The following is an 18539-nucleotide window of genomic DNA, read 5'->3' as shown; positions in this document are numbered from 1 at the left end:
CCCCCTGCCCGGGCGGCTAGAGCGCGCCGCCCGGCGCCGGCCGGAAGTCGTCGATCACGATGCCGTGCCGGTGCAGCTTGTCGTACAAGGTCTTCTTGCCGATCCCGAGCGCCTCGCAGATCGCTTGCGGACGTCCACCGTGCTGTTTGAGCGCCTGCTCCACCAGCGTCTTTTCGACCATGTCCATCTGCTGCGCCAGCGTCGTCGGGGCCGCAGCCGCAGCGGCGCCGTCCAGGTGCATCCCCGCCAGTCCCAGCACGAAACGGTCGGCCGCGTTGCGCAGTTCGCGCACGTTGCCGGGCCAGTCGCCAGCCATCAGCCTGAGCATGTCGTGCGCGGCCAGGGCCGGGGCATCGCGCCCGTAGCGCAGCGCCGCCTGCAGCGAAAAATGTTCGAACAGGATAGGAATGTCTTCGCGCCGTTCGCGCAGCGGCGGCAGTTCGAGCACGGCGACGTTGAGCCGGTAATACAGGTCGCTGCGAAACTTTTGCTGCGCGCTCAGTTCCTTCAGGTCGCTCTTGGTGGCGGCCACGATCCGGAAGTCGACCGGCACGCCCTGGTTCGAGCCGAGCCGCTCGATCTTGCGCTCCTGGAGCGCGCGCAGCAGCTTGACCTGGAGCGCCATCGGCATGCTTTCAATTTCATCGAGCAGCAAGGTGCCGCCGTCGGCATGCTCGATCTTGCCCACGCGGCGCTTGCTGGCGCTGGTGAACGCGCCCGCTTCATGCCCGAAGATCTCGCTCTCGAACAGGCTTTCGGGCAGGCCGCCGCAATTGATCGCGACGAAGTTGGCCTTGCTGCGTTTGCTGTACTCGTGCAGGCAACGCGCCACCACTTCCTTGCCGGTGCCGGTTTCGCCGAACACCAGCACGTCGGCCGGCGTATCGGCCAGGTTCAGGATCTGGCGCCGCAGTTCGCGGATCGCCGGCGAGTTGCCGAGCAAGGTCGCCTCGATCCCGCGCCGGTCCTGCAGCTGGCGCTGCAGCGAGTCCACTTCAAGGCGCAGCGCGCGTTTTTCCATGGCGCGCGACACCACCTCGACCAGGCGCTCCATCGCGAACGGCTTCTCGATGAAATCGTAGGCGCCGCAGCGCATGGCCTCGACCGCCATCGAGACGTCGCCATGGCCGGTCACCATGATGACCGGGATGCTGGGGTCGACCGCGCACACCCGGCGCAGCAGTTCGAAGCCGTCGATGCCAGGCAGGCGCACGTCGCTGATGACGATGCCGGCAAAGCTGCTGCGCAGTTGCCCGAGCGCGTCCTCGGCCGACTCGAACGGCGCCACCTCGAACCCGGCCAGCTCCAGCGTTTCGGTGACGCTGCTGCGCACGGCCAGGTCGTCTTCGACGAACACGATGGTGAAACCTTCATACATGACTTGTTTCCTCTACTAGTGGCAGGTCCAGTTCGAAGGCGGCACCGCCTTGGCAATTCGACGCGCGCAAGGTGCCGCCGAACTCGCGCACGATGTCGGACGAAATGGCCAGGCCGAGTCCCAGCCCCTGGCCCGGCAGCTTGGTGCTGAAAAACGGCTCGAACAGGCGCGCCATCACCGCTTCCGGAATGCCGGCGCCGCTGTCGCTGACCTGGATGTGCGCGCGTCCGTCATCGCTCCACAGGCGGATGGCCAGGTTCTTGAGCGGCGCGTCCTGCATGGCGTCGAGCGCGTTGGCGCACAGGTTGATCAGCACTTGTTCGAGCCGGTTGGCGTCGCACAGGGCGCGCACCGAGGGCGCCAGGTCCAGCTGCACGCAGGCGTGTTCGGTGCGGATCCGGTTCTCCAGCAGCTGCAAGGTATTGTCGACCGCCGTGGACAGGGTGAGCGGGGCCATGGCCAGGGGCGTCTTGCGCGAGAACGATTTGAGCTGCTCGGTCAGGCGGCCCATGCGTTCAGTCAGGTCGCTGACCGAGCGCAGGTTTTTTTCCACGCGCGCCAGGTCGCCGCGCTTGAGCAGCAGCTGGGCATTGAAGGACAGCGAGCGCAGCGCGGTGAGCGGCTGGCTGATTTCGTGCGTGATACCGGCCGACATCTGGCCGAGCAGAGCGAGTTTGCTGGCGTGTAGCAGGTCGTCCTGGGAAGCGCGCAGCACCTGTTCGGCGTGTTCGCGTTCGCCGATTTCGTGCAGCAGTGCGCCGTTCATCGCATGCAATTCGGCGGTGCGGTCGGCCACCCGCCGTTCCAGTTCGTCGTGCGCGCGCTGCAGCGCTTCGCGCGCATGCAGGCGGCTCGCGATCGCGCGCCGGCGCATCGCCACGAACAGCGCGAGCAAACCGAGGAAGCCGGCCAGCAGGCCAGCGACCACGGCGTTTTGCCCGGCCTGCAGCTTGACCGGCGCGGCATTGGTGAGCGTGAGCAGGCGCCAGCCCTGGCGCGCCATCGGCCGGCTCTGGCTTGCGTAGCGGGTCGATGGCGCGCCCGGGTTCAGCGCGCGCCAGGCGACGACCGGCTTGCCCTGGTCGATGGCCTGCAGGTCGGCCTTGCGGTTGCGCCACTGGGGCGCGGACGAGAGCACGATCACGCCGTCGGCGTCGAGCACCATGAAAAAATCGTTGTGCGACTGCGCGGCCGACGCGACCCAGGTCGACTCGATCGGGTCGAGGCTGATCTTGACCACCACCACGCCGAGCACCTGGCCGCCTTGCAGCACTTGCTGGGCGAAATAATACTCGGGCGAGTTGCGCGCCGCCGCGCGCGAAAAATAGCGCGCAGTCCCGCCCTGCATGGCGCCGGAAAAATACGGCAGGGCTGCCACATCCATGCCGACACTGGTCTCCGGCTGGTACCAGTTGCTGGCCGCCCGCACCAGGCCCGCCGTGTCGAGCACGAAGATGGCGAGCGAGCCGGCGCGCGCGTTCAGGCTGGTCAGGCGCTTGTTGGCGCGCTCGCGCAGGCCGGCGCCGCCCGGGTTGCGCAGCAGGGCATGCACGTCATGATCGAGGGCGACGATGCCGGGCAGGTATTCATGCCGGCCCAGTTCGCTTTCGAGGGCCGCCGCGTACAGGTCGAGCTGCTGCGCCTGGACCTCGCCCAGCTGCGCATAGCCGCGCCGTTCGCTCCACGCATACACGAAGACGACGGCGGCGCACAGGCCGATGATCGCAGCCCATGCCGCGAACGTGCCGGCGGAGCGGGGAACGGCAAATTGTCGGAACGCCTGCAATGCTCACCTCGGCGCGTGTGGTTAGGGTTGGCGCGGTCCGGCAAGAGGAGGCGGCTGCGCTCTATCTTACTCCAGAAAATTCTGCCGGATATTAGTTTCGGCAATATCCAAAAGATCAGGTTTCCAAACCCACACGCCGCAAAACGGGTTTGTGTGGAATACCGCACGCGCGCTGCCGATCGGCGTTTCTTGATAATTGAAAATATCCATTCCAATCAAGGCGGTGCGGCGCTTCTCGCAATATTTACATTGCTGGCATGCAAACTGCTATGGATAGGAGGCAGGGATGGAAACACATGCCGAATAATCGGCAGTGCAATGGGTGACGGTCAATCGCGCCGGCCCATTAAAAATAAATATAAGCGGGAGACAGCAATGGACATGAAATGGGTCGAAGACTTTCTTTGCCTGGCCGATACGCGAAGCTTTTCGCGTTCCGCCAGCGAGCGGCACTCCAGCCAGCCGGCATTCAGCCGGCGCATCCGCTCGCTTGAAACCTGGCTCGGCGCCACGCTGGTGGACCGCAGCTGCAACCCTCCCTCGCTAACGCCGGCAGGCCACGTATTCCGCGGCCATGCACTCGGCATCATGCAACAGGTCCACAAGGCCAAGCATATCCTGCGGCACGCTCCGGATTATCCCGGCGGCGCCATTTAGCTTACTCCCCCAACGCGTCAATTCAGCTGTTCCATGCATGGCGTGGAATGGACCGGTATTGCCGATCAAATATAAAAACGATAAACAATAGAGGAAACAAATGAATAAGATCATGATCGCCATCATGGCATCGAGCCTGGTTCCGGCGGCCGCCATGGCGCAGTCGGCGGTGACCGTGTATGGCGTGGCCGACGTCGGCTTTGTGCGCGAAACGGGCGGCGCCGAGGGCAGTGTCAACACCCTGGGCAGCGGTGTCGCCTCCGGTTCGCGGCTGGGCTTCAAAGGCACGGAAGACTTGGGCGGCGGCGTCAAGGCCTACTTCGTCCTGGAAAACGGCATGAAGATCGATACCGGCAGCGCGGCCCAGGGCGGCCTGCTGTTCGGACGCCAGGCCTACCTGGGCCTGTCCGGCACGCCCGGTTCGGTCAGCTTCGGGCGCCAGTATTCGCCGTACTACCGCGCCATGCGCGACGTCGTCGATCCGTTCTGCGACGGTTTGGCCGGCCAGGCGGGCAACATCACGGCCTCCAACGCCCGCCTCGACAACATGGTCGGCTACACCTCGCCGACACTATCCGGCTTTGCGGCGGAGCTGGCCGTGGGCATGGGTGAAGTGCCGGACAATTCAGCCGCCAAGCGCGCCTACAGCACGGTGCTGTCGTATACGGCCAAGGCCCTGGCCGTCACGCTGGGCTGGCATCAGCAGCAAAATGCGCTGGGCACCGACAGCAGCACCAATACCCTGCTCGGCGCCAGGTACGACTGGGGCGTGCTCGAGGGGCACCTGGGCTACGCGCGCGACAAGGGCTTGCTCGGTGCGCGCAGCGACGACGCGATCGTCGGCGTGAACCTGCCTTTCGGCCCGCACAAGGTATACACCTCGTATGTCCGGCATGACGACACCACGCACGCCAACCGCGACGCTTCCCAATGGGGGCTCGGCTACACCTATGCCCTGTCCAAACGCACTGACGTGTATGCGGCCTATGCGCGCATCAGCAACCGCAACGGCGCCACCTTCAAGGTCGGCAACGCCACCACGGATGGCACCGGCAACACCGGGGCCAACCTTGGCATCCGCCACGCCTTCTGATCCGGTCGAGTTCCTCCCCGGCCGCCACGCGGCCGGTTTATCGCTTCGTGCTTTCCTCACCTCCTTTGGAATTATCTGACATGAATCATGCAAAATATCTCGTTGTACTGCTCAGTGCAACCCTGTTCGGCAGCGCCGCGCAGGCGCAGGAACCGACCGGCACGCTGGCCAAGATCAAGAAAAGCGGCGTCATCACCTTGGGCGTGCGCGACGGTTCGATTCCCTTTTCCTACCTGGACGACAAGCAGCAGTACCAGGGCTATTCGATCGACCTGTGCATGAAGGTGGTGGCCGCCCTGCAAAAGCAGCCGGGCCTGGGCTCGCTGAAGGTGGCGATGAATCCGGTGACCTCGGCCAACCGCATCCCGCTGATGGCCAACGGGACGATCGACCTCGAATGCGGCTCGACCACCAACAACCTGGAGCGCCAGCAGCAGGTCGCCTTCGCTCCCACCATGTTCGTGGTCGCCAACCGCCTGCTGGCCAAAAAGACCTCGAACATCCTGACCTTGGCCGACATGAAGGGCAAGACGCTGGTGGCCACGGCCGGCACCTCGACCCTGAAGCAGATGACGATCCTCAACCGCGAGCAAAACCTGGGCATGAACATCGTGGTCGGCAAGGACCATCCCGAATCGTTCCTCATGGTCGAGACCGGGCGCGCCGCGGCCGAGGCCAACGACGACATCCTGCTGGCGTCGCAACGCGCCAACGCCAAGCGGCCGGACGACTACCAGATCACGGCCGACGCGCTGTCGGTCGAGCCGTACGGGATCATGCTGCGCAAGGACGACCCGGCCTTCAAGAAGGCGGTCGACGACGCCCTCACCGCCTATTACAAGTCGGGCGACGACGTGTATCGCCTGTACCACAAGTGGTTCCTGTCGCCGATTCCGCCCAAGGGCATCAACCTGCACTTCCCGATGCCGCCCGAGCTGATCAACGTGCTCGCCAGGCCGACCGATTCGCCCGACCCGGCCGCGTATGCGGTGGTGCCGGACGCGCAAAAAGCAGCCTCCAAAAAGCGTTAATTTTTCTGTAGCCCAGCCTGGAACAATACTATGAACTATCACTGGAACTGGCGCATCTTCTGGGAGATTGCGCCCGATGGTGCCGGCACCTATCTCGACACCTTATTCTCAGGCCTGATGTGGACCCTGGCCACCGCGCTGTCGGCCTGGATCATGGCGCTGGCGCTCGGCCTGGTGGTCGGCACCGTGCGCACCCTGCCGAACAAATGGCTGGTACGCCTGGCCAACGGCTATGTCGAACTGTTTCGCAACGTGCCGCTGCTGGTGCAGATGTTCCTGTGGTATTTCGTCGCTCCCGACGTGCTGCCGCAAGCCGCCGGCGACTGGATCAAGGCCTTGCCCAACGCGCCGTTCGTCACGGCGGTGCTGTGCCTGGGCTTGTTTACATCGGCGCGGGTGGCGGTCCAGGTGTCGACCGGCATCGCCGCTTTGCCGAGCGGGCAAAGAATGGCCGGCACCGCGCTCGGCCTGACGCTGGCGCAGACCTACCGCTACGTGCTGCTGCCGATGGCGGCGCGGGTGATCCTGCCGCCGCTGACCAGCGAGTTCCTCAACATCATCAAGAACAGTTCGGTGGCCTTGACCATCGGCCTGATGGAACTGACTGCCAGCGCGCGCGCGATCCAGGAGTTTTCGTTCCAGGTATTCGAGGCCTTCAGCGCCGCGACCCTGGTCTACGTGCTGGTCAACGCCGTGGTCGTGTTCATCATGCACCGGATCGAAAAACAAGTGGCGATTCCCGGCTTGATCGTCGCCGGCGGCGCGGCGGGGGGACACTGAGATGGCGCTCGACTTCGATTTCGACGTGATCGCACGCTCGTGGGTCTATCTGTTCCAGACCGGGATGGTGTTCACGGTCAAGCTGACCGCGCTGGCCATGACCGGCGGGATCGTGCTGGGGACGCTGCTGGCGCTGATGCGCCTGTCCAGCATGCGCGCGGTGTCGCTGCTGGCGTCCGGCTACGTCAACCTGGTGCGCTCGATCCCGCTGGTGCTGGTGATCTTCTGGTTCTACTTCCTGGTGCCGTATATCGCCGCCTGGATCATCGGCGCCAAGGAGCCGGTACAGGTGGGCGCTTTCACGTCGGCGCTGATCACTTTCATCATGTTCGAGGCGGCCTACTACTGCGAGATCATGCGCGGCGGGATCGGCTCGATCGCGCGCGGCCAGGTCTGGGCGGGGCGGGCGCTGGGCATGACCTACGGGCAGACCATGCGCCACGTGGTGCTGCCGCAGGCCTTTCGCAACATGATTCCCCTGCTGCTGACGCAGACCATCGTCCTGTTCCAGGACGTGTCGCTGGTGTACGTGCTGTCGATTCCCGATTTTGTCGGCGCCGCCAGCAAGGTCGCCCAGCGCGACGGCCGCCTGGTCGAAATGTACAGCTTCGTGGCGCTGGTGTATCTGGTCCTGGGCCTGGGGCTGTCGTCCCTGGTGCGCCGCCTGCAGCAGCGCGTGGCGATCATCCGCTAGCGCTTTCCAATTGGAGAAGAAAAATGATAGAACTTAACAATATCAGCAAATGGTACGGCAAGTTCCAGGTGCTCACCGAGTGCACCACGCAGGTGGGCAAAGGCGATGTGATGGTCATCTGCGGCCCCTCGGGTTCGGGCAAGTCGACCCTGATCAAGACTGTCAACGGCCTTGAGCCCTTCCAGCAAGGGAGCATCAGGGTGGACGGCGTGGCCGTGGGCGACCCGAAAACCAATTTGTCCAAGCTGCGCGCGCGGATCGGGATGGTGTTCCAGAATTTCGAGCTGTTCCCGCATTTGTCGATCCGGGAAAACCTGACCATCGGGCAGGTCAAGGTGCTCGGGCGCAGCGCCGACGAGGCCAACGCCAAGGGCTTGAAGTACCTGGACCGGGTCGGCCTGCTGGCGCAGCAGGATAAATTTCCGGGCCAGCTGTCGGGCGGCCAGCAGCAGCGCGTGGCCATTGCCAGGGCCTTGGCGATGGATCCGATCGCGATGCTGTTCGACGAGCCCACCTCCGCGCTCGACCCCGAAATGATCAACGAAGTGCTCGACGTGATGGTCGGCCTGGCGCAGGAGGGCATGACGATGATGGTGGTCACCCACGAAATGGGTTTCGCCAAGCGGGTGGCCAACCGCATCGTCTTCATGGACCAGGGCAAGATCATCGAGGACTGCACCAAGGACGAGTTCTTCGGCACCCAGCGCTCGGACCGCGCGCGCGATTTCCTGGCCAAGATCATCCACTAAAAAAGTACCACCTTCACACTACAACAACGGAGCCGCCGCATGACACGCCAGCACGACATTCCCTCCTACCTCGTCCCCAAGGAAAACAACCCCTGGAGCGTTTACCTCGAACAGATCGACCGCGTCACGCCGCACCTGGGCGGACTGGCGCGCTGGGTCGAGACGCTCAAGCGGCCCAAGCGCATCCTGGTGGTCGACGTACCGATCGAGCGCGACGACGGCAGCATCGCCCACTTCGAGGGCTACCGGGTACAGCACAATATGTCGCGCGGCCCCGGCAAGGGCGGGGTGCGCTTCCACCAGGACGTGACGCTGTCGGAAGTGATGGCGCTGTCGGCATGGATGACGGTCAAGAACGCCGCCGTGAATGTGCCGTACGGCGGCGCCAAGGGCGGGATCCGGGTCGACCCGCGCACGCTGTCGCAGGGCGAGCTGCAGCGCATGACGCGCCGCTATACCAGCGAGATCGGGATCATCATCGGGCCGAACAAGGACATTCCCGCGCCGGACGTGAACACCAACGAGCAGACCATGGCATGGATGATGGATACCTACTCGATGAACCAGGGCAGCACGGCCACCGGCGTGGTGACGGGCAAGCCGATTTCGCTGGGCGGCAGCCTGGGACGGCGCGATGCCACCGGGCGCGGCGTGTACGTGGCCGGCTGCGAGGCTGCCCTCAAGTGCGGCATGCGGATCGAGGGCGCCAGGGTCGCGGTACAGGGCTTCGGCAATGTGGGCGGGATCGCCGCCCGCCTGTTTTCGGAGGCCGGCGCGCTGGTGGTGGCGGTGCAGGACCACGGCGGCACGATCGTGCATGACGGCGGCCTGGACGTGGAAGCCTTGCTGGCGCACGTGGCGCAGACGGGCAGCGTGGTGGGCTTTGCCGGCGCCGAGGACAGCATTGCGCCGGAGCGCTTCTGGAACGTCGATTGCGACATCCTGATTCCGGCCGCGCTGGAGCAGCAGATCACCAGGGACAACGCCGCCCAGATTCGCGCGCGCATCATCCTGGAGGGCGCCAACGGACCGACCACGCCGGAGGCCGACGACATCCTGCGCGAGAACGGCGTGCTGGTGGTGCCGGACGTGATCGCCAACGCGGGCGGTGTCACGGTCAGCTACTTTGAATGGGTGCAGGACTTCTCGAGCTTTTTCTGGAGCGAGGAAGACATCAACGCGCGCCTGACGCGCATCATGCGCGATGCGTTCGCGGCCATCTGGCAGGTGGCGCAGGACAAGGACGTGTCGCTGAGGACGGCCGCATTCGTCGTGGCGTGCACCCGCGTGCTGCAGGCGCGCGAGGTGCGCGGCTTGTATCCGTGATGGCCTGAGGGGGCAGTCTGCGGCGGCGCGGCCATGCATCTGCATGCCGTGGCGCCGCGTGTGGCCTGGATGGTGGAAATAAGGGGGTCTGGCAAGCCCAGCTTGCCAAAACCGTGACGAACCAACACCTCACTGACGCGGGAAGTGCTCCAGGAGCACTTCCCTTTGTTTTAGAAGCTGACGCCGCCAGTGACGTAGAACTGACGCCCCAAGGGACTCGCATAGCGCGCGTCGAATCCCGCTTGATTTCCGCCGCCCGCAGTACGAATACTGAGAGGTGGTTCCGCATCGAACACATTACGAATGCCCAGGGAAATACCCAGGTTAGCGTATTGTTTCAGCACAATCCGCGTTTGCCAGTCAACGGTCGTAAACGCTTTCACGTCACGTGTGAGGCCGGTGAACCCGACCGGCAAGGTGCCGTCAGCGTTGACCAGCTTTAAGGTGTTGTCGTCCGGCGTCAACACCTGGTCGTGATAACCGGAGCGGAAATTGATCGCCAAGGTGTTGGTGTAGGTATCAAGACTGGCCCAGCTGGCCGACAGCCGCGAAACAATGCGCGCGGTGACGTTGTTGTACGCGTCAAACCGGCCAACGCTGCTTTCCGTGGGAGATCCAGGCACGTCGACCTCGGATTTCAACATGTAGGTTCCGTTCCACTTGAAGTCGAACTTGCCCACGCCGGTTTTCATTGAATACGAGTTGTCCCAGTCAATCCCGCGGTAGCGCGCTGCGGCCAGGTTAAAGGTCGGCAGAAGTGTGACCAGCTTGTTGGCGCCGATACCCTGGTCATAGACAACCGAGAAATTATTGTTGAATTTGACCGGATCTGCGAAGGGAAACTGTTCCGGAAGGGTAGTGAGCTGGTCCTTCATGCTCACCGACCACAAATCCAGACCTAGCGACAAGCTCTTGACCGGATCGAAGCGAACACCAACTGCGTATTGCTTGGACGTCTCAGGCCGCAACCCACTTTCCCCGGAGAGGTTATTTCCGCCCGTGAGCAAGTACTGCTGCGTCGTTCCCGTACAGTACGCCGCGCGAGGATCCGGGGCTTTGACAGGGCAAGCATACGCCCCGGAAGTATTGCCGGACTGAACGGTCGGCGAAGCGATCGAGTCCATATTCGCCACCTTGAAGCCCGTCCCATACGATCCCCGGAACAGCAAATTCTCGACGGGAGTGAAGCGGAAAGCGAGCTTGTAGGTCGCCTTCTTGTTGGCATTGCCCTGTTCCGCTGGAGGCAGCAGCTTGCCGTCCGATGGATCGAAGACCATGCTGTTTTTCACGGCCGTATATGCATCGTAACGGGCCGCGGCCGTCACTTCCAAGGTCTTAAAGACTGGCGTCATCCACTCGGCGGAAGCGCCCCAGTTGTTGCGCTTGGCCGCGACCGGCAGGTGATCGGCCGAGTCACCCAAAGGGGTGTCGGTAAAATTGGGCTGTTGCGCGTTCGCCCCCTGCGAGATTGGACTCGGCATGGAATCGTAACGTTGCTGCGAATAGTCACCACTGAGCGCCAACTGGGAAGTACCGCCAGGTGCGTCGAACAAGCCGTGGCTGAGCGTCCCGCTTATCCTGTCCAGTTTTACTTCGGTCTTGTTTTCGTTGGTATGCAGAATTGCCGGCGCCAGAACAGCAGACGAACTACCCGATGGACCGAATGGATTGAACTTGCCGGAAGCGACAATGTCGTTATAGGCATTCTTGCTCAGGAAGCCGCCCACGAAATTTGATTCCTGACTATTCTCGGAGTGCGTAAACGATGCCGAGTAATCGAACCCATTCTTCATGCCTGAAGCGCCCAAGGCGAGATGCTTTGCTTCTGTAATATAGTCCCTGGCCCTGCCTCCGGCGTCCGTGAAGCGGATATTCATCGAAGCGGATGCCACGTCGCCTGGCGACACGCCAATCTTGCCAAGATACGGCGCCACTTCATTGGCATAGAGAGCCCCGCTCAACGGCAGAGTCAGGCGCTGGGCAGCGGGCGCATATTGCGCCGTCTGCTTGTATTTTGAGAGTACAAGCTCACCAAAAATATTCAGGTCAGGATTGAGCTTCATGTTGAAAGACGAGAAGATACTGTCCCGCTCAGACTTCGGCACCAGCTGCACAGTCCCCGCGTAGTCGTACCAGCACGACTTGTCGTCTGCCGTGCCAACAAATGCGGTGTCAGGAGCGCAGGCGCCGGTTTTATAGTAGCTAGGCGAGAATATCTTCACCGTGTTGTCCTTGAGGCTCAAGGTGGCCGACGCCGGTGCGGTATTGGCCGCCAGAAGGTAAGTGGAATAATTCTTTCCGTTTTCGGTAAAGCGCCGCAGTCCGGTTTTTGCGAAATCACGATCCTTCGCCTTGAGTTCGCGTTGAGCGTCATGCGCGTACGTCACCAGGAAGTTGTAGCCATCCTTGTCGAGGTCCCCGAACCCTTTGGATAGCGAGAAATTGGAGTTTCCGCCACCTTTTTTTCCTGGCCGATTCGTGCCGGCATCAAAGCGAAAATCCTGCTGGTTTTTTTTGAGAATGAAATTGATGACGCCGGCAATGGCATCGGACCCATATAAGGTTGAAGCACCGTCAGTCAGAATTTCCACGCGCTCGACCGCGCTCATCGGAATGCTGGCAAGGTTGACGGCGCTGCCCGATCCGTAGGACGCCATGCGGCGACCGTTCAGCAATACCAGCGTATAAGCGGCTCCGATACTGTGGATCGAGGCGTTTTGAACACCGCCGCCGCTGCCGTTGACGGACTCCGATGCGGTGGTAAAGCCTTGCATCGATGAGAGCGACTGAACGAGCTCTTCAACGCTTTTGGCGCCGGTTTTTTGGATATCCGCCGCGCTCAAAAATTGAACCGGCAGCGCCCCTTCCTTGGCGATGCGTTTGATCGCCGAGCCAGTGATTTCCACTCGCTGTATTCCTGCTTCCTGAGCGTTGGCGCTCAGGCAAAATGCAGTACTGCCGCCGATCAGACCTGTCATGCATAGCAGTCGTATCGCTGCACAAATCGATTTCTCTTTCACGCGTGTCTCCCCAACATTTGGTTAATTGATTTCTGTGTTTTTGTCCGGCTATGTCCATCGGTATCTGGTGAACGGCATGCCGGGCTTATAGGTCTATGCAACATGCATATTTCGATCTCAAGCCATTGGTCCGCTTGTGCCAAGTAGCGTCGCGAAGTGCGTGCTTTGAGCCGACTGGAACGCGCCATATCTGATGCATGCCGAAGCCATGGTTACGAAAATTGCTTCGGCGAATGTAGACTAACCAGTTTGACCAGTTGTATCTATGCGCCTTTCGCCATGTGCAGGCGCATAACGTACATAACTTTCCGAACCAGGAAGTAAGCGGTCTGTTTACCCACCTTCCATTGCTCATTTTCGGCACCCGGAAGCGGGGCTCCGTCGACTCAGGAGTCACGGACATGCACGAGCCAACGAAGCACGAACGCTGGCCAGCGCGCCTGCAGGCACAGGCCGAATCCGGGCAAACGATGCGCGCCTGGCGCGCCTTCGACGGCGCCATGGAAGCGAGCGTTCACTACTGGCGCGAACGCCTTGCCGCTAGCGGCGCGCCCGCGTCGCCATTCATCGCGCTGCCTGATCCCGGCCGGAGCGCCGCCATGCTGGAAGCGGAGACGCCAGTACGCCTGGGCAGTCCGGCACACATGGCGTGGCTGGGCGCTGTTCTGGCGGTGCTGCGCTAATGTGGGGCATGCCGCAAAGCATGGCTGGCGACGGGCCAGCACGACATGCGCAAGCCGATCAACGGCCTGGCGCACGTGGCACAGACGGGCAGCGTGGTGGGCTTTGCCGGCGCCGGGGACCGCATTGCGCCGGAGCGCTTCTGGAGCGTCGATTGCGACATCCTGATTCCGGCCGCGCTGGAGCAGCAGATCGCCAGGGAGAACGCCGCCCAGATTCGCGCGCGCATCATCCTGGAGGGCGCCAACGGACCGACCACGCCGGAGGCCGACGACATCCTGCGCGGGAACGGCGTGTTGGTGGTGCCGGACGTGATCGCCAACGCGGGCGGTGTCACGGTCAGCTACTTTGAATATGTGCAGGATTTTTGAGCTTTTTCTGGAGCGAGGAAGACATCAACGCCCGCCTGACGCGCATATGCGCGATGCGTTTGCGGCCATCTGGCAGGTGGCGCAAGACAAGGACGTGTCCTTGAGGACGGCCGCGTTCGTCGTGGCGTGCACGCGCGTGCTACAAGCGCACGAGGTACGCGGCGTGTATCCGTGATGAATTGAACGGGGGCAGTCTACGTCGGCGGTAGTTGTTCTTGCCGACAAGTGTGGCTGGAAGAACGTGCCAGAAGCCGCCCTGCGGGCTCAATCCAAGAAAAATCGCTCCGGCAGGCGCTATTTCGCCAGCGGCAGCGTGGCCAGCCGGTCCAGAATCTCGATGCGCACCGCCGCCGGCGCGTTCAACTTGGCCAGCGCGTCCGGCCACAGCTCCTTGGCCAGGTTGACCGTCTGCTTGACTGCCGCCTTGGCAATGCGCTCGGAGATGCCGGCGCTCTTGGCCACGGCAAGGTAGGCGTCGACCGTTTCCTTGCGCTGGTACTTGTCGATGGCAACGTTGGTGCCGAATCCCTGGAAGCCCGGCAGCGCCGCGACGCACACGACGTCGTAGGCCGGCGAGAGTTCGGGCATCACGCCGTTGTGATAGAGCACGGAGAAGTTTTTCAGATGCGCGTCCGAATTGCCCAGGAGCGTGTTCACCACCTGGCGAATGAAGAACTGGCGCACGTCCTCGATGCCGCGGGTGCTGAAGCGGTTGAGCACCTGAACCAGGCGAACGAAGTATTCGCGGCCGGCGTACTTCTGGCCCGGCATCAGGCGCAGGAGCTGGCATGCATCTTCCATGTGCACCGCGCTGCCGGGACCACGGTCAAACCGGTCAACCGCCAGGAAATGCGTGTCCGGACCCAGGGCCGCCACCAGCTCGTCGCGACCGACCATTTCCCGCATCTGAACCGTGCGGCACTGCGCGATGTTCACGCCGGCCTGCGCGGCCAGCTGCATGCACGCATATTCGTTGAAGACCTGCGAGTCGTCACCCTTGGCCGGCAGCTTGGCAATGAGGTCCGAGAGCGTGCCCTTGACCGGCATGCAGTAGCGCTGGCCGTTATGCGCGCTCGACAGCGCCAGCTTGTCCTGGACGCCCGACAGCGATGCGGCGCCCTCGGCCGCCTGTTCCGGCACACCGATTTCGAGGTTGTCCGAGCCGCCCGTGACGCCGAATGCCCGGGCAGTCGCCGTGAGCTTGTCCAGGTCGGCCGGCAGCACCTGGACCGCGCCAGGCAAATCCTCGCCGGCGGCGGCCAGCACGCCGAAGTCATCCATGTCGCGCGGGTCCTTGCGCGTTGCCGCCAGGCGCCGGCGAAGCGCGCCCTCGGGCAGCAGGCCGGCGAAGAACGGCGGCAGTTCGCCGCGCTCACGGTAGACCGCCTTGTCGAAGTAGTTGGTCAAGGTCTTGCGGGTCAGCTCGTCCTCGCCGGGTACCGTCATTGAAATCGACAAGGTAGGCCGGCGCGCGTTTGCCCCGTATTCGTCCGACGCAATGAAGCGTGTTACACGCCCCGCTTCGCACAGCCAGCCGATATGCTGGCCCTGCAGGAAGACGTCCAGGTAGCGCGGCAGGAGCTCGTTACTCATTGGCGCCACCTCCGAACAGTTGGTCTACGGTCGACGGCGCCTCGTCGGGGCCGATGGCCTTTCCGGACAGCAGCCGCTGCACTTCGGGAAGCAGATGCTTGGGCACCAAAACCCAGGTAGCGTCGAGCGCGTCTGCCAGCGCTTCGAGCGTACCAGCTTTCGCGTCCGACTTTCCGCTGAGCAGCTTGCTGATACTCGACGTCGCAATGCCCGTTACGTCGTGAATCTGCTGCAAGGTACGGTCCGATTTTGCACGGCGGGCGCTGAGCTGTTCCGAGATTTTCATAGCGTTTAGCCTAAATTTTATATCGTATTTTAGCGTTTAGACTAACACCGTCGGAAGCGAATAGCAACAGGATTTAGCTTGCACACTAAAATATGGATCAATTTTTAGCGTGAGGGCTAAAATGAGATCAATATCAGAAAAAGATAAGCCCGTGCAGAAAATGGCCGGGATCAGGAGGGAGTGCGGCTTTACTGTGTCTTACCAAAGGCGCGCCACGGTATGGTTGGAACCGTCAGCTGCGTGCCACACTTCGCCAACGGCCAAAGGGTCGATAGCGGCCGTATCCTCGCTGGAATAGGCCATGCGCACCAGCGGCTTGCAGCCTGTCGGACTTGACGCTTGAAGCCGACGATTGAGCGGCAGGCAATTCGGTCTTGCTGTCATATTTTCGTGATCCTTCCGCAAAGGCGCCATAAGGCGCCAGCAGGCTTCTGATGTGGCCGTTTTTGGGCCCGATTTCCGGGCGTGTCGGCCCGATCAGGCCACTTTCAGCGCGTTCATGCGTTTCAGATTCCGCACAAGGGCCACCAGATTCCATTCATGGGCGACCTGCGTGATTCTTCATCGGTCAGGTTGATCTGGTCCTTGTCCTGCGGGCCGCTGGTGGGCGGCTCAGGATCTTTTCCGCCGGGCTTGTGAGCGAGAACGGCATGCTGGTGGTGGCGGACATGATCGCCAATGCGGGCGGTGTCACGTGCTGTGGCTCACTGTGATCAACTTGTCGCTGTTCGAGGTCGAGTTCGACCGGGCCGAATTTGAGTTCTCTTATGCCGGTGCGTTGCTGAAGGCGTAAGCGTTTGCGGAACACCGTCGCGTTACCGATCGCAGCCGCCGGTCCCTACGTTCCTGACAATCATTTGACACTAGGTGTAGTAGCCCGTAGATTCCGTTCAGCTACCCTCAATCGAATAACAGATGCCCGATAAGCGCCCCCCGACGCCGCGTTCAAACCCACAGCCGATACATCCAGAACGATTCGTCCATGATGAACCGCAGCGCGAATTCACCGGGAGAAAAGCCGGTAATCCGCTTGGTCGCCCGGCTCATGTGAGCCTGGTCGGCAAAGCCCCCGGACTGGGCCAGGCCGGCCCAGTCCAGCGGCTGCCCGGCCTCGTAGCGATCACGTGCGGCGAAGAACAGATCCTCGGTACGGACCAGCGATTGCCACTCGCGCAGGGAGCGGCCACTGAAGGACTTGATGCGCCGTTCCACATGACGCGTACTGTGCACGCCGCTCCATTGCTGGGCCTTCCACGCGAGGCGCTCGACCCAGTGCCTGCCCATCTGGCGCAGCGATGGCTGTGCGCCCGTCCTGCCCTGCAAAGCCTGCCACGGCACAGCAAGATGGTTCTCCAACACCGACAGCAGGGCGTCATCTTCGCTGGCCAGGAGTGCATCCCAGAGAGGAGCCCATTGCGCGCCCAGCAGCTCGGCTGCCGGAACAAAGCGATCCTGAATGGCGGCGAGGTCAAACCCGAACAGGGCTTGGGCCGCGTCCGCATTGAAGCAAGCCATGTAGCCCCGGCCCGTGCCCGGGGCCCAGCTCACTGTAGGGTGCGACTGGCTGCCCGAGATGACAACCGGCGCCGCAAACGGGCGCCAGCATGGCCCGCTTGCGCTGTCCCCAATCAATCCCGCATCGAGGCCGTGATACCAGGAAATCACCACCAGGGGTGACGCGGGAAAGTGGGACAGGCGCTGGGCACTCGTCAAGGCCAGCGAGCGCGTATCGCGGCCGACCAAGGCGACCAGCGCACCCTGCAATGCGGGAGGCGCCAGACGCAGACATGCATGCGGAGCGCCGTGGCCGTCGGCGCGCGGGCCGCGCTCCAGCGGCCCTGGCGCAAGCATTGACAACGGTGGTTGAATGGAGCTCATCGCTTGCCAGTATAGCAAGCAGCTTCCCCAAGCGGTGATGTCGTTTCGGTTCAATACACAACGCCAGCCGAGGTCGACAATGCTGTCATGAATACAACCTCGCCTCCACAATGCCCATACGGGCACGGCAAAAACGCTGCCGCGCCTTCCCTCCATCCGCCGGGAGTGTGGCCCCCGGGACCACCGTCCCGACTGACCGGCTGGACCCTGCTACGCCGCATGTCCCGTGACCTGCTGGGCTCGGTGGCGGAATGGCGCCAGGCATACGGCGACGTGGTCCATTTGCGCATATGGCCTGAACACCAAATTGTGGTGACCGACCCGCAACTGGTGCGCGATCTGTTGGTCGGCCATCACCTGGAATTGCGCCGCTGGGAGCGCGGCATCAGCGTATTTTCGCAGCTGCACGGACACAGCGTTCTCACCGCCGAGGGTGAAGCGTGGCGCGCCAAGCGCTCCGCCTTGCAGCCAAGTTTTTCGCCCAAGGCGGTGCAAGCCTTCGTTCCGGCTATAGCGGGTGCTGCCGCGAAGACGTTTGCACTATGGCCCAGGGGCGAGGCAGACTGGCATATTGAAAGCGCGCTTACCTCCCTCACGATGGACGTCATCTTGCGCATGATGTTTTCCAGCGAGATTGACGAGGACGCGCGCGCCGCAGAAGGTGCGCTGAACGACACTGCCAAAGCCGCGAATGCCGAGATGTACTGGCCGGCAAGTTTGCCCGACTGGATGCCGTGGAAACGCGCCAAGCGGCGAGGCATCGCCTTGCTCAAGCGCCTGATCAGCGGACACGTCGAGAAAAGGCTGGCGCTGGCGCCTGATGCATGGCCGGAAGATCTGCTCAGCCGGCTGCTGGTTCTGCACCGCGACGATCCTGCGGCCTGGCCACTGAAGGCCGTGCACGACGAATGCATGACTGCTTTCCTGGCCGGCCACGAGACGACGGCGGCAACGCTGACCTGGTGGGCTTGGTGCATGGCGGCGAACCCGCAGGCGCAGGAGCTGGCGCGGCGCGAGGTGGAGACGGTATTGCAAGGCAGGCTGCCCACTGCGCAGGATCTTCCCTCGCTTGCCTACCTGGCCACTACGCTGCAAGAAACTCTGCGCCTGTATCCTGCCGCGCCGGTCCTGTTGTCGCGCCGCTCCACGCTGGCGATGACGCTGGGCGGCTGGCAGCTTCCCGCTGGAACGATGTTCATGGTGCCCCTGCAGTTAA

16 protein-coding genes and 1 pseudogene are annotated in these 18539 nt (G+C 62.8%); 10 read left to right on the top strand and 7 right to left on the bottom strand.

All coding sequences use genetic code 11. The features are described 5' to 3' along the window. Positions 1–16 precede the first annotated feature (16 nt). From PO883_RS30465 to PO883_RS30455, 3 genes are all read right to left on the bottom strand, one after another. A complete protein-coding gene (locus PO883_RS30465; protein WP_289313105.1) occupies positions 17–1378 on the bottom strand; it encodes a sigma-54 dependent transcriptional regulator in 1362 nt (453 codons plus the stop codon). Then, positions 1371–3164, bottom strand: a complete 1794-nt coding sequence (locus tag PO883_RS30460) for an ATP-binding protein (RefSeq protein WP_289313104.1) — start codon at positions 3162–3164, stop codon at positions 1371–1373. The genes PO883_RS30465 and PO883_RS30460 overlap by 8 nt, the downstream gene beginning before the upstream one ends. 66 nt (positions 3165–3230) lie before the next feature. Beyond that, positions 3231–3374 carry a hypothetical protein gene (locus PO883_RS30455; RefSeq protein ID WP_289313103.1) on the bottom strand — a complete coding sequence of 48 codons (144 nt, stop codon included), beginning with the start codon at positions 3372–3374 and terminating at the stop codon, positions 3231–3233. Between the two features lie 165 nt (positions 3375–3539). Here PO883_RS30455 and PO883_RS30450 point away from each other — a divergent pair, with 165 nt between their 5' ends. From PO883_RS30450 to PO883_RS30420, 7 genes are all read left to right on the top strand, one after another. Beyond that, the gene (locus PO883_RS30450) at positions 3540–3821 is read left to right on the top strand and encodes a LysR family transcriptional regulator (protein WP_167090980.1); all 282 of its coding nucleotides are present in this window, start codon (positions 3540–3542) and stop codon (positions 3819–3821) included. A gap of 100 nt (positions 3822–3921) precedes the next feature. Continuing rightward, entirely contained in the window at positions 3922–4914 is a 993-nt protein-coding gene (locus PO883_RS30445) for a porin (RefSeq protein WP_289313102.1), read from the top strand. Positions 4915–4994: 80 nt separating this feature from the next. Next, a complete protein-coding gene (locus PO883_RS30440; RefSeq protein ID WP_289313101.1) occupies positions 4995–5945 on the top strand; it encodes an amino acid ABC transporter substrate-binding protein in 951 nt (316 codons plus the stop codon). A gap of 30 nt (positions 5946–5975) precedes the next feature. Then, positions 5976–6725, top strand: coding sequence for an amino acid ABC transporter permease (locus PO883_RS30435; protein ID WP_289313100.1), 750 nt, complete (start codon positions 5976–5978; stop codon positions 6723–6725). Position 6726: 1 nt separating this feature from the next. Then, complete coding sequence (locus PO883_RS30430; protein WP_289313099.1) at positions 6727–7419, top strand: amino acid ABC transporter permease; 693 nt, start codon at positions 6727–6729, stop codon at positions 7417–7419. Between the two features lie 23 nt (positions 7420–7442). Beyond that, positions 7443–8168 (top strand): amino acid ABC transporter ATP-binding protein, encoded by a 726-nt coding sequence (locus PO883_RS30425; protein WP_289313098.1) that lies wholly within the window; start codon positions 7443–7445, stop codon positions 8166–8168. 39 nt (positions 8169–8207) lie between these two features. Next, entirely contained in the window at positions 8208–9494 is a 1287-nt protein-coding gene (locus tag PO883_RS30420; RefSeq protein WP_289313097.1) for a Glu/Leu/Phe/Val dehydrogenase, read from the top strand. Between the two features lie 170 nt (positions 9495–9664). Here the strand turns inward: PO883_RS30420 and PO883_RS30415 are convergent, their stop codons facing one another. Continuing rightward, on the bottom strand, positions 9665–12514 hold the full coding sequence (locus tag PO883_RS30415) for a TonB-dependent receptor domain-containing protein (protein ID WP_289313096.1): 2850 nt from the start codon (positions 12512–12514) through the stop codon (positions 9665–9667). Between the two features lie 401 nt (positions 12515–12915). On the opposite strand from PO883_RS30415, the gene PO883_RS30410 reads away from it, so the two are divergent. Together PO883_RS30410 and PO883_RS30405 are read left to right on the top strand one after the other, a co-directional pair. After that, entirely contained in the window at positions 12916–13197 is a 282-nt protein-coding gene (locus tag PO883_RS30410; protein WP_289313095.1) for a hypothetical protein, read from the top strand. A 66-nt stretch (positions 13198–13263) separates the two neighbouring features. Next, positions 13264–13741 (top strand): annotated as a pseudogene (locus PO883_RS30405) (Glu/Leu/Phe/Val dehydrogenase); the annotation flags it as partial. Positions 13742–13860: 119 nt separating this feature from the next. Here PO883_RS30405 and PO883_RS30400 read toward each other — a convergent pair. The 3 genes from PO883_RS30400 to PO883_RS30390 form a co-directional block, all read right to left on the bottom strand. Beyond that, on the bottom strand, positions 13861–15159 hold the full coding sequence (locus PO883_RS30400) for a type II toxin-antitoxin system HipA family toxin (protein WP_289313094.1): 1299 nt from the start codon (positions 15157–15159) through the stop codon (positions 13861–13863). Next, a complete protein-coding gene (locus PO883_RS30395) occupies positions 15152–15445 on the bottom strand; it encodes a helix-turn-helix domain-containing protein (RefSeq protein ID WP_289313093.1) in 294 nt (97 codons plus the stop codon). The genes PO883_RS30400 and PO883_RS30395 overlap by 8 nt, the downstream gene beginning before the upstream one ends. Positions 15446–16390: 945 nt before the next feature. Continuing rightward, positions 16391–17323 (bottom strand): AraC family transcriptional regulator, encoded by a 933-nt coding sequence (locus PO883_RS30390; RefSeq protein WP_289313092.1) that lies wholly within the window; start codon positions 17321–17323, stop codon positions 16391–16393. Positions 17324–17542: 219 nt separating this feature from the next. Between PO883_RS30390 and PO883_RS30385 the strand changes: the two genes are divergently transcribed. Further along, on the top strand, positions 17543–18539 hold a 997-nt coding region (locus tag PO883_RS30385; RefSeq protein ID WP_289313091.1), incomplete at its 3' end, for a cytochrome P450.

It is taken from the genome of Massilia sp. DJPM01, assembly GCF_030348125.1.
Taxonomy (GTDB): domain Bacteria; phylum Pseudomonadota; class Gammaproteobacteria; order Burkholderiales; family Burkholderiaceae_D; genus Telluria_A; species Telluria_A frigida.
The sequence above is the reverse complement of the archived record's forward strand: the minus strand, read 5'-3'. Positions and strand labels throughout refer to the sequence as shown.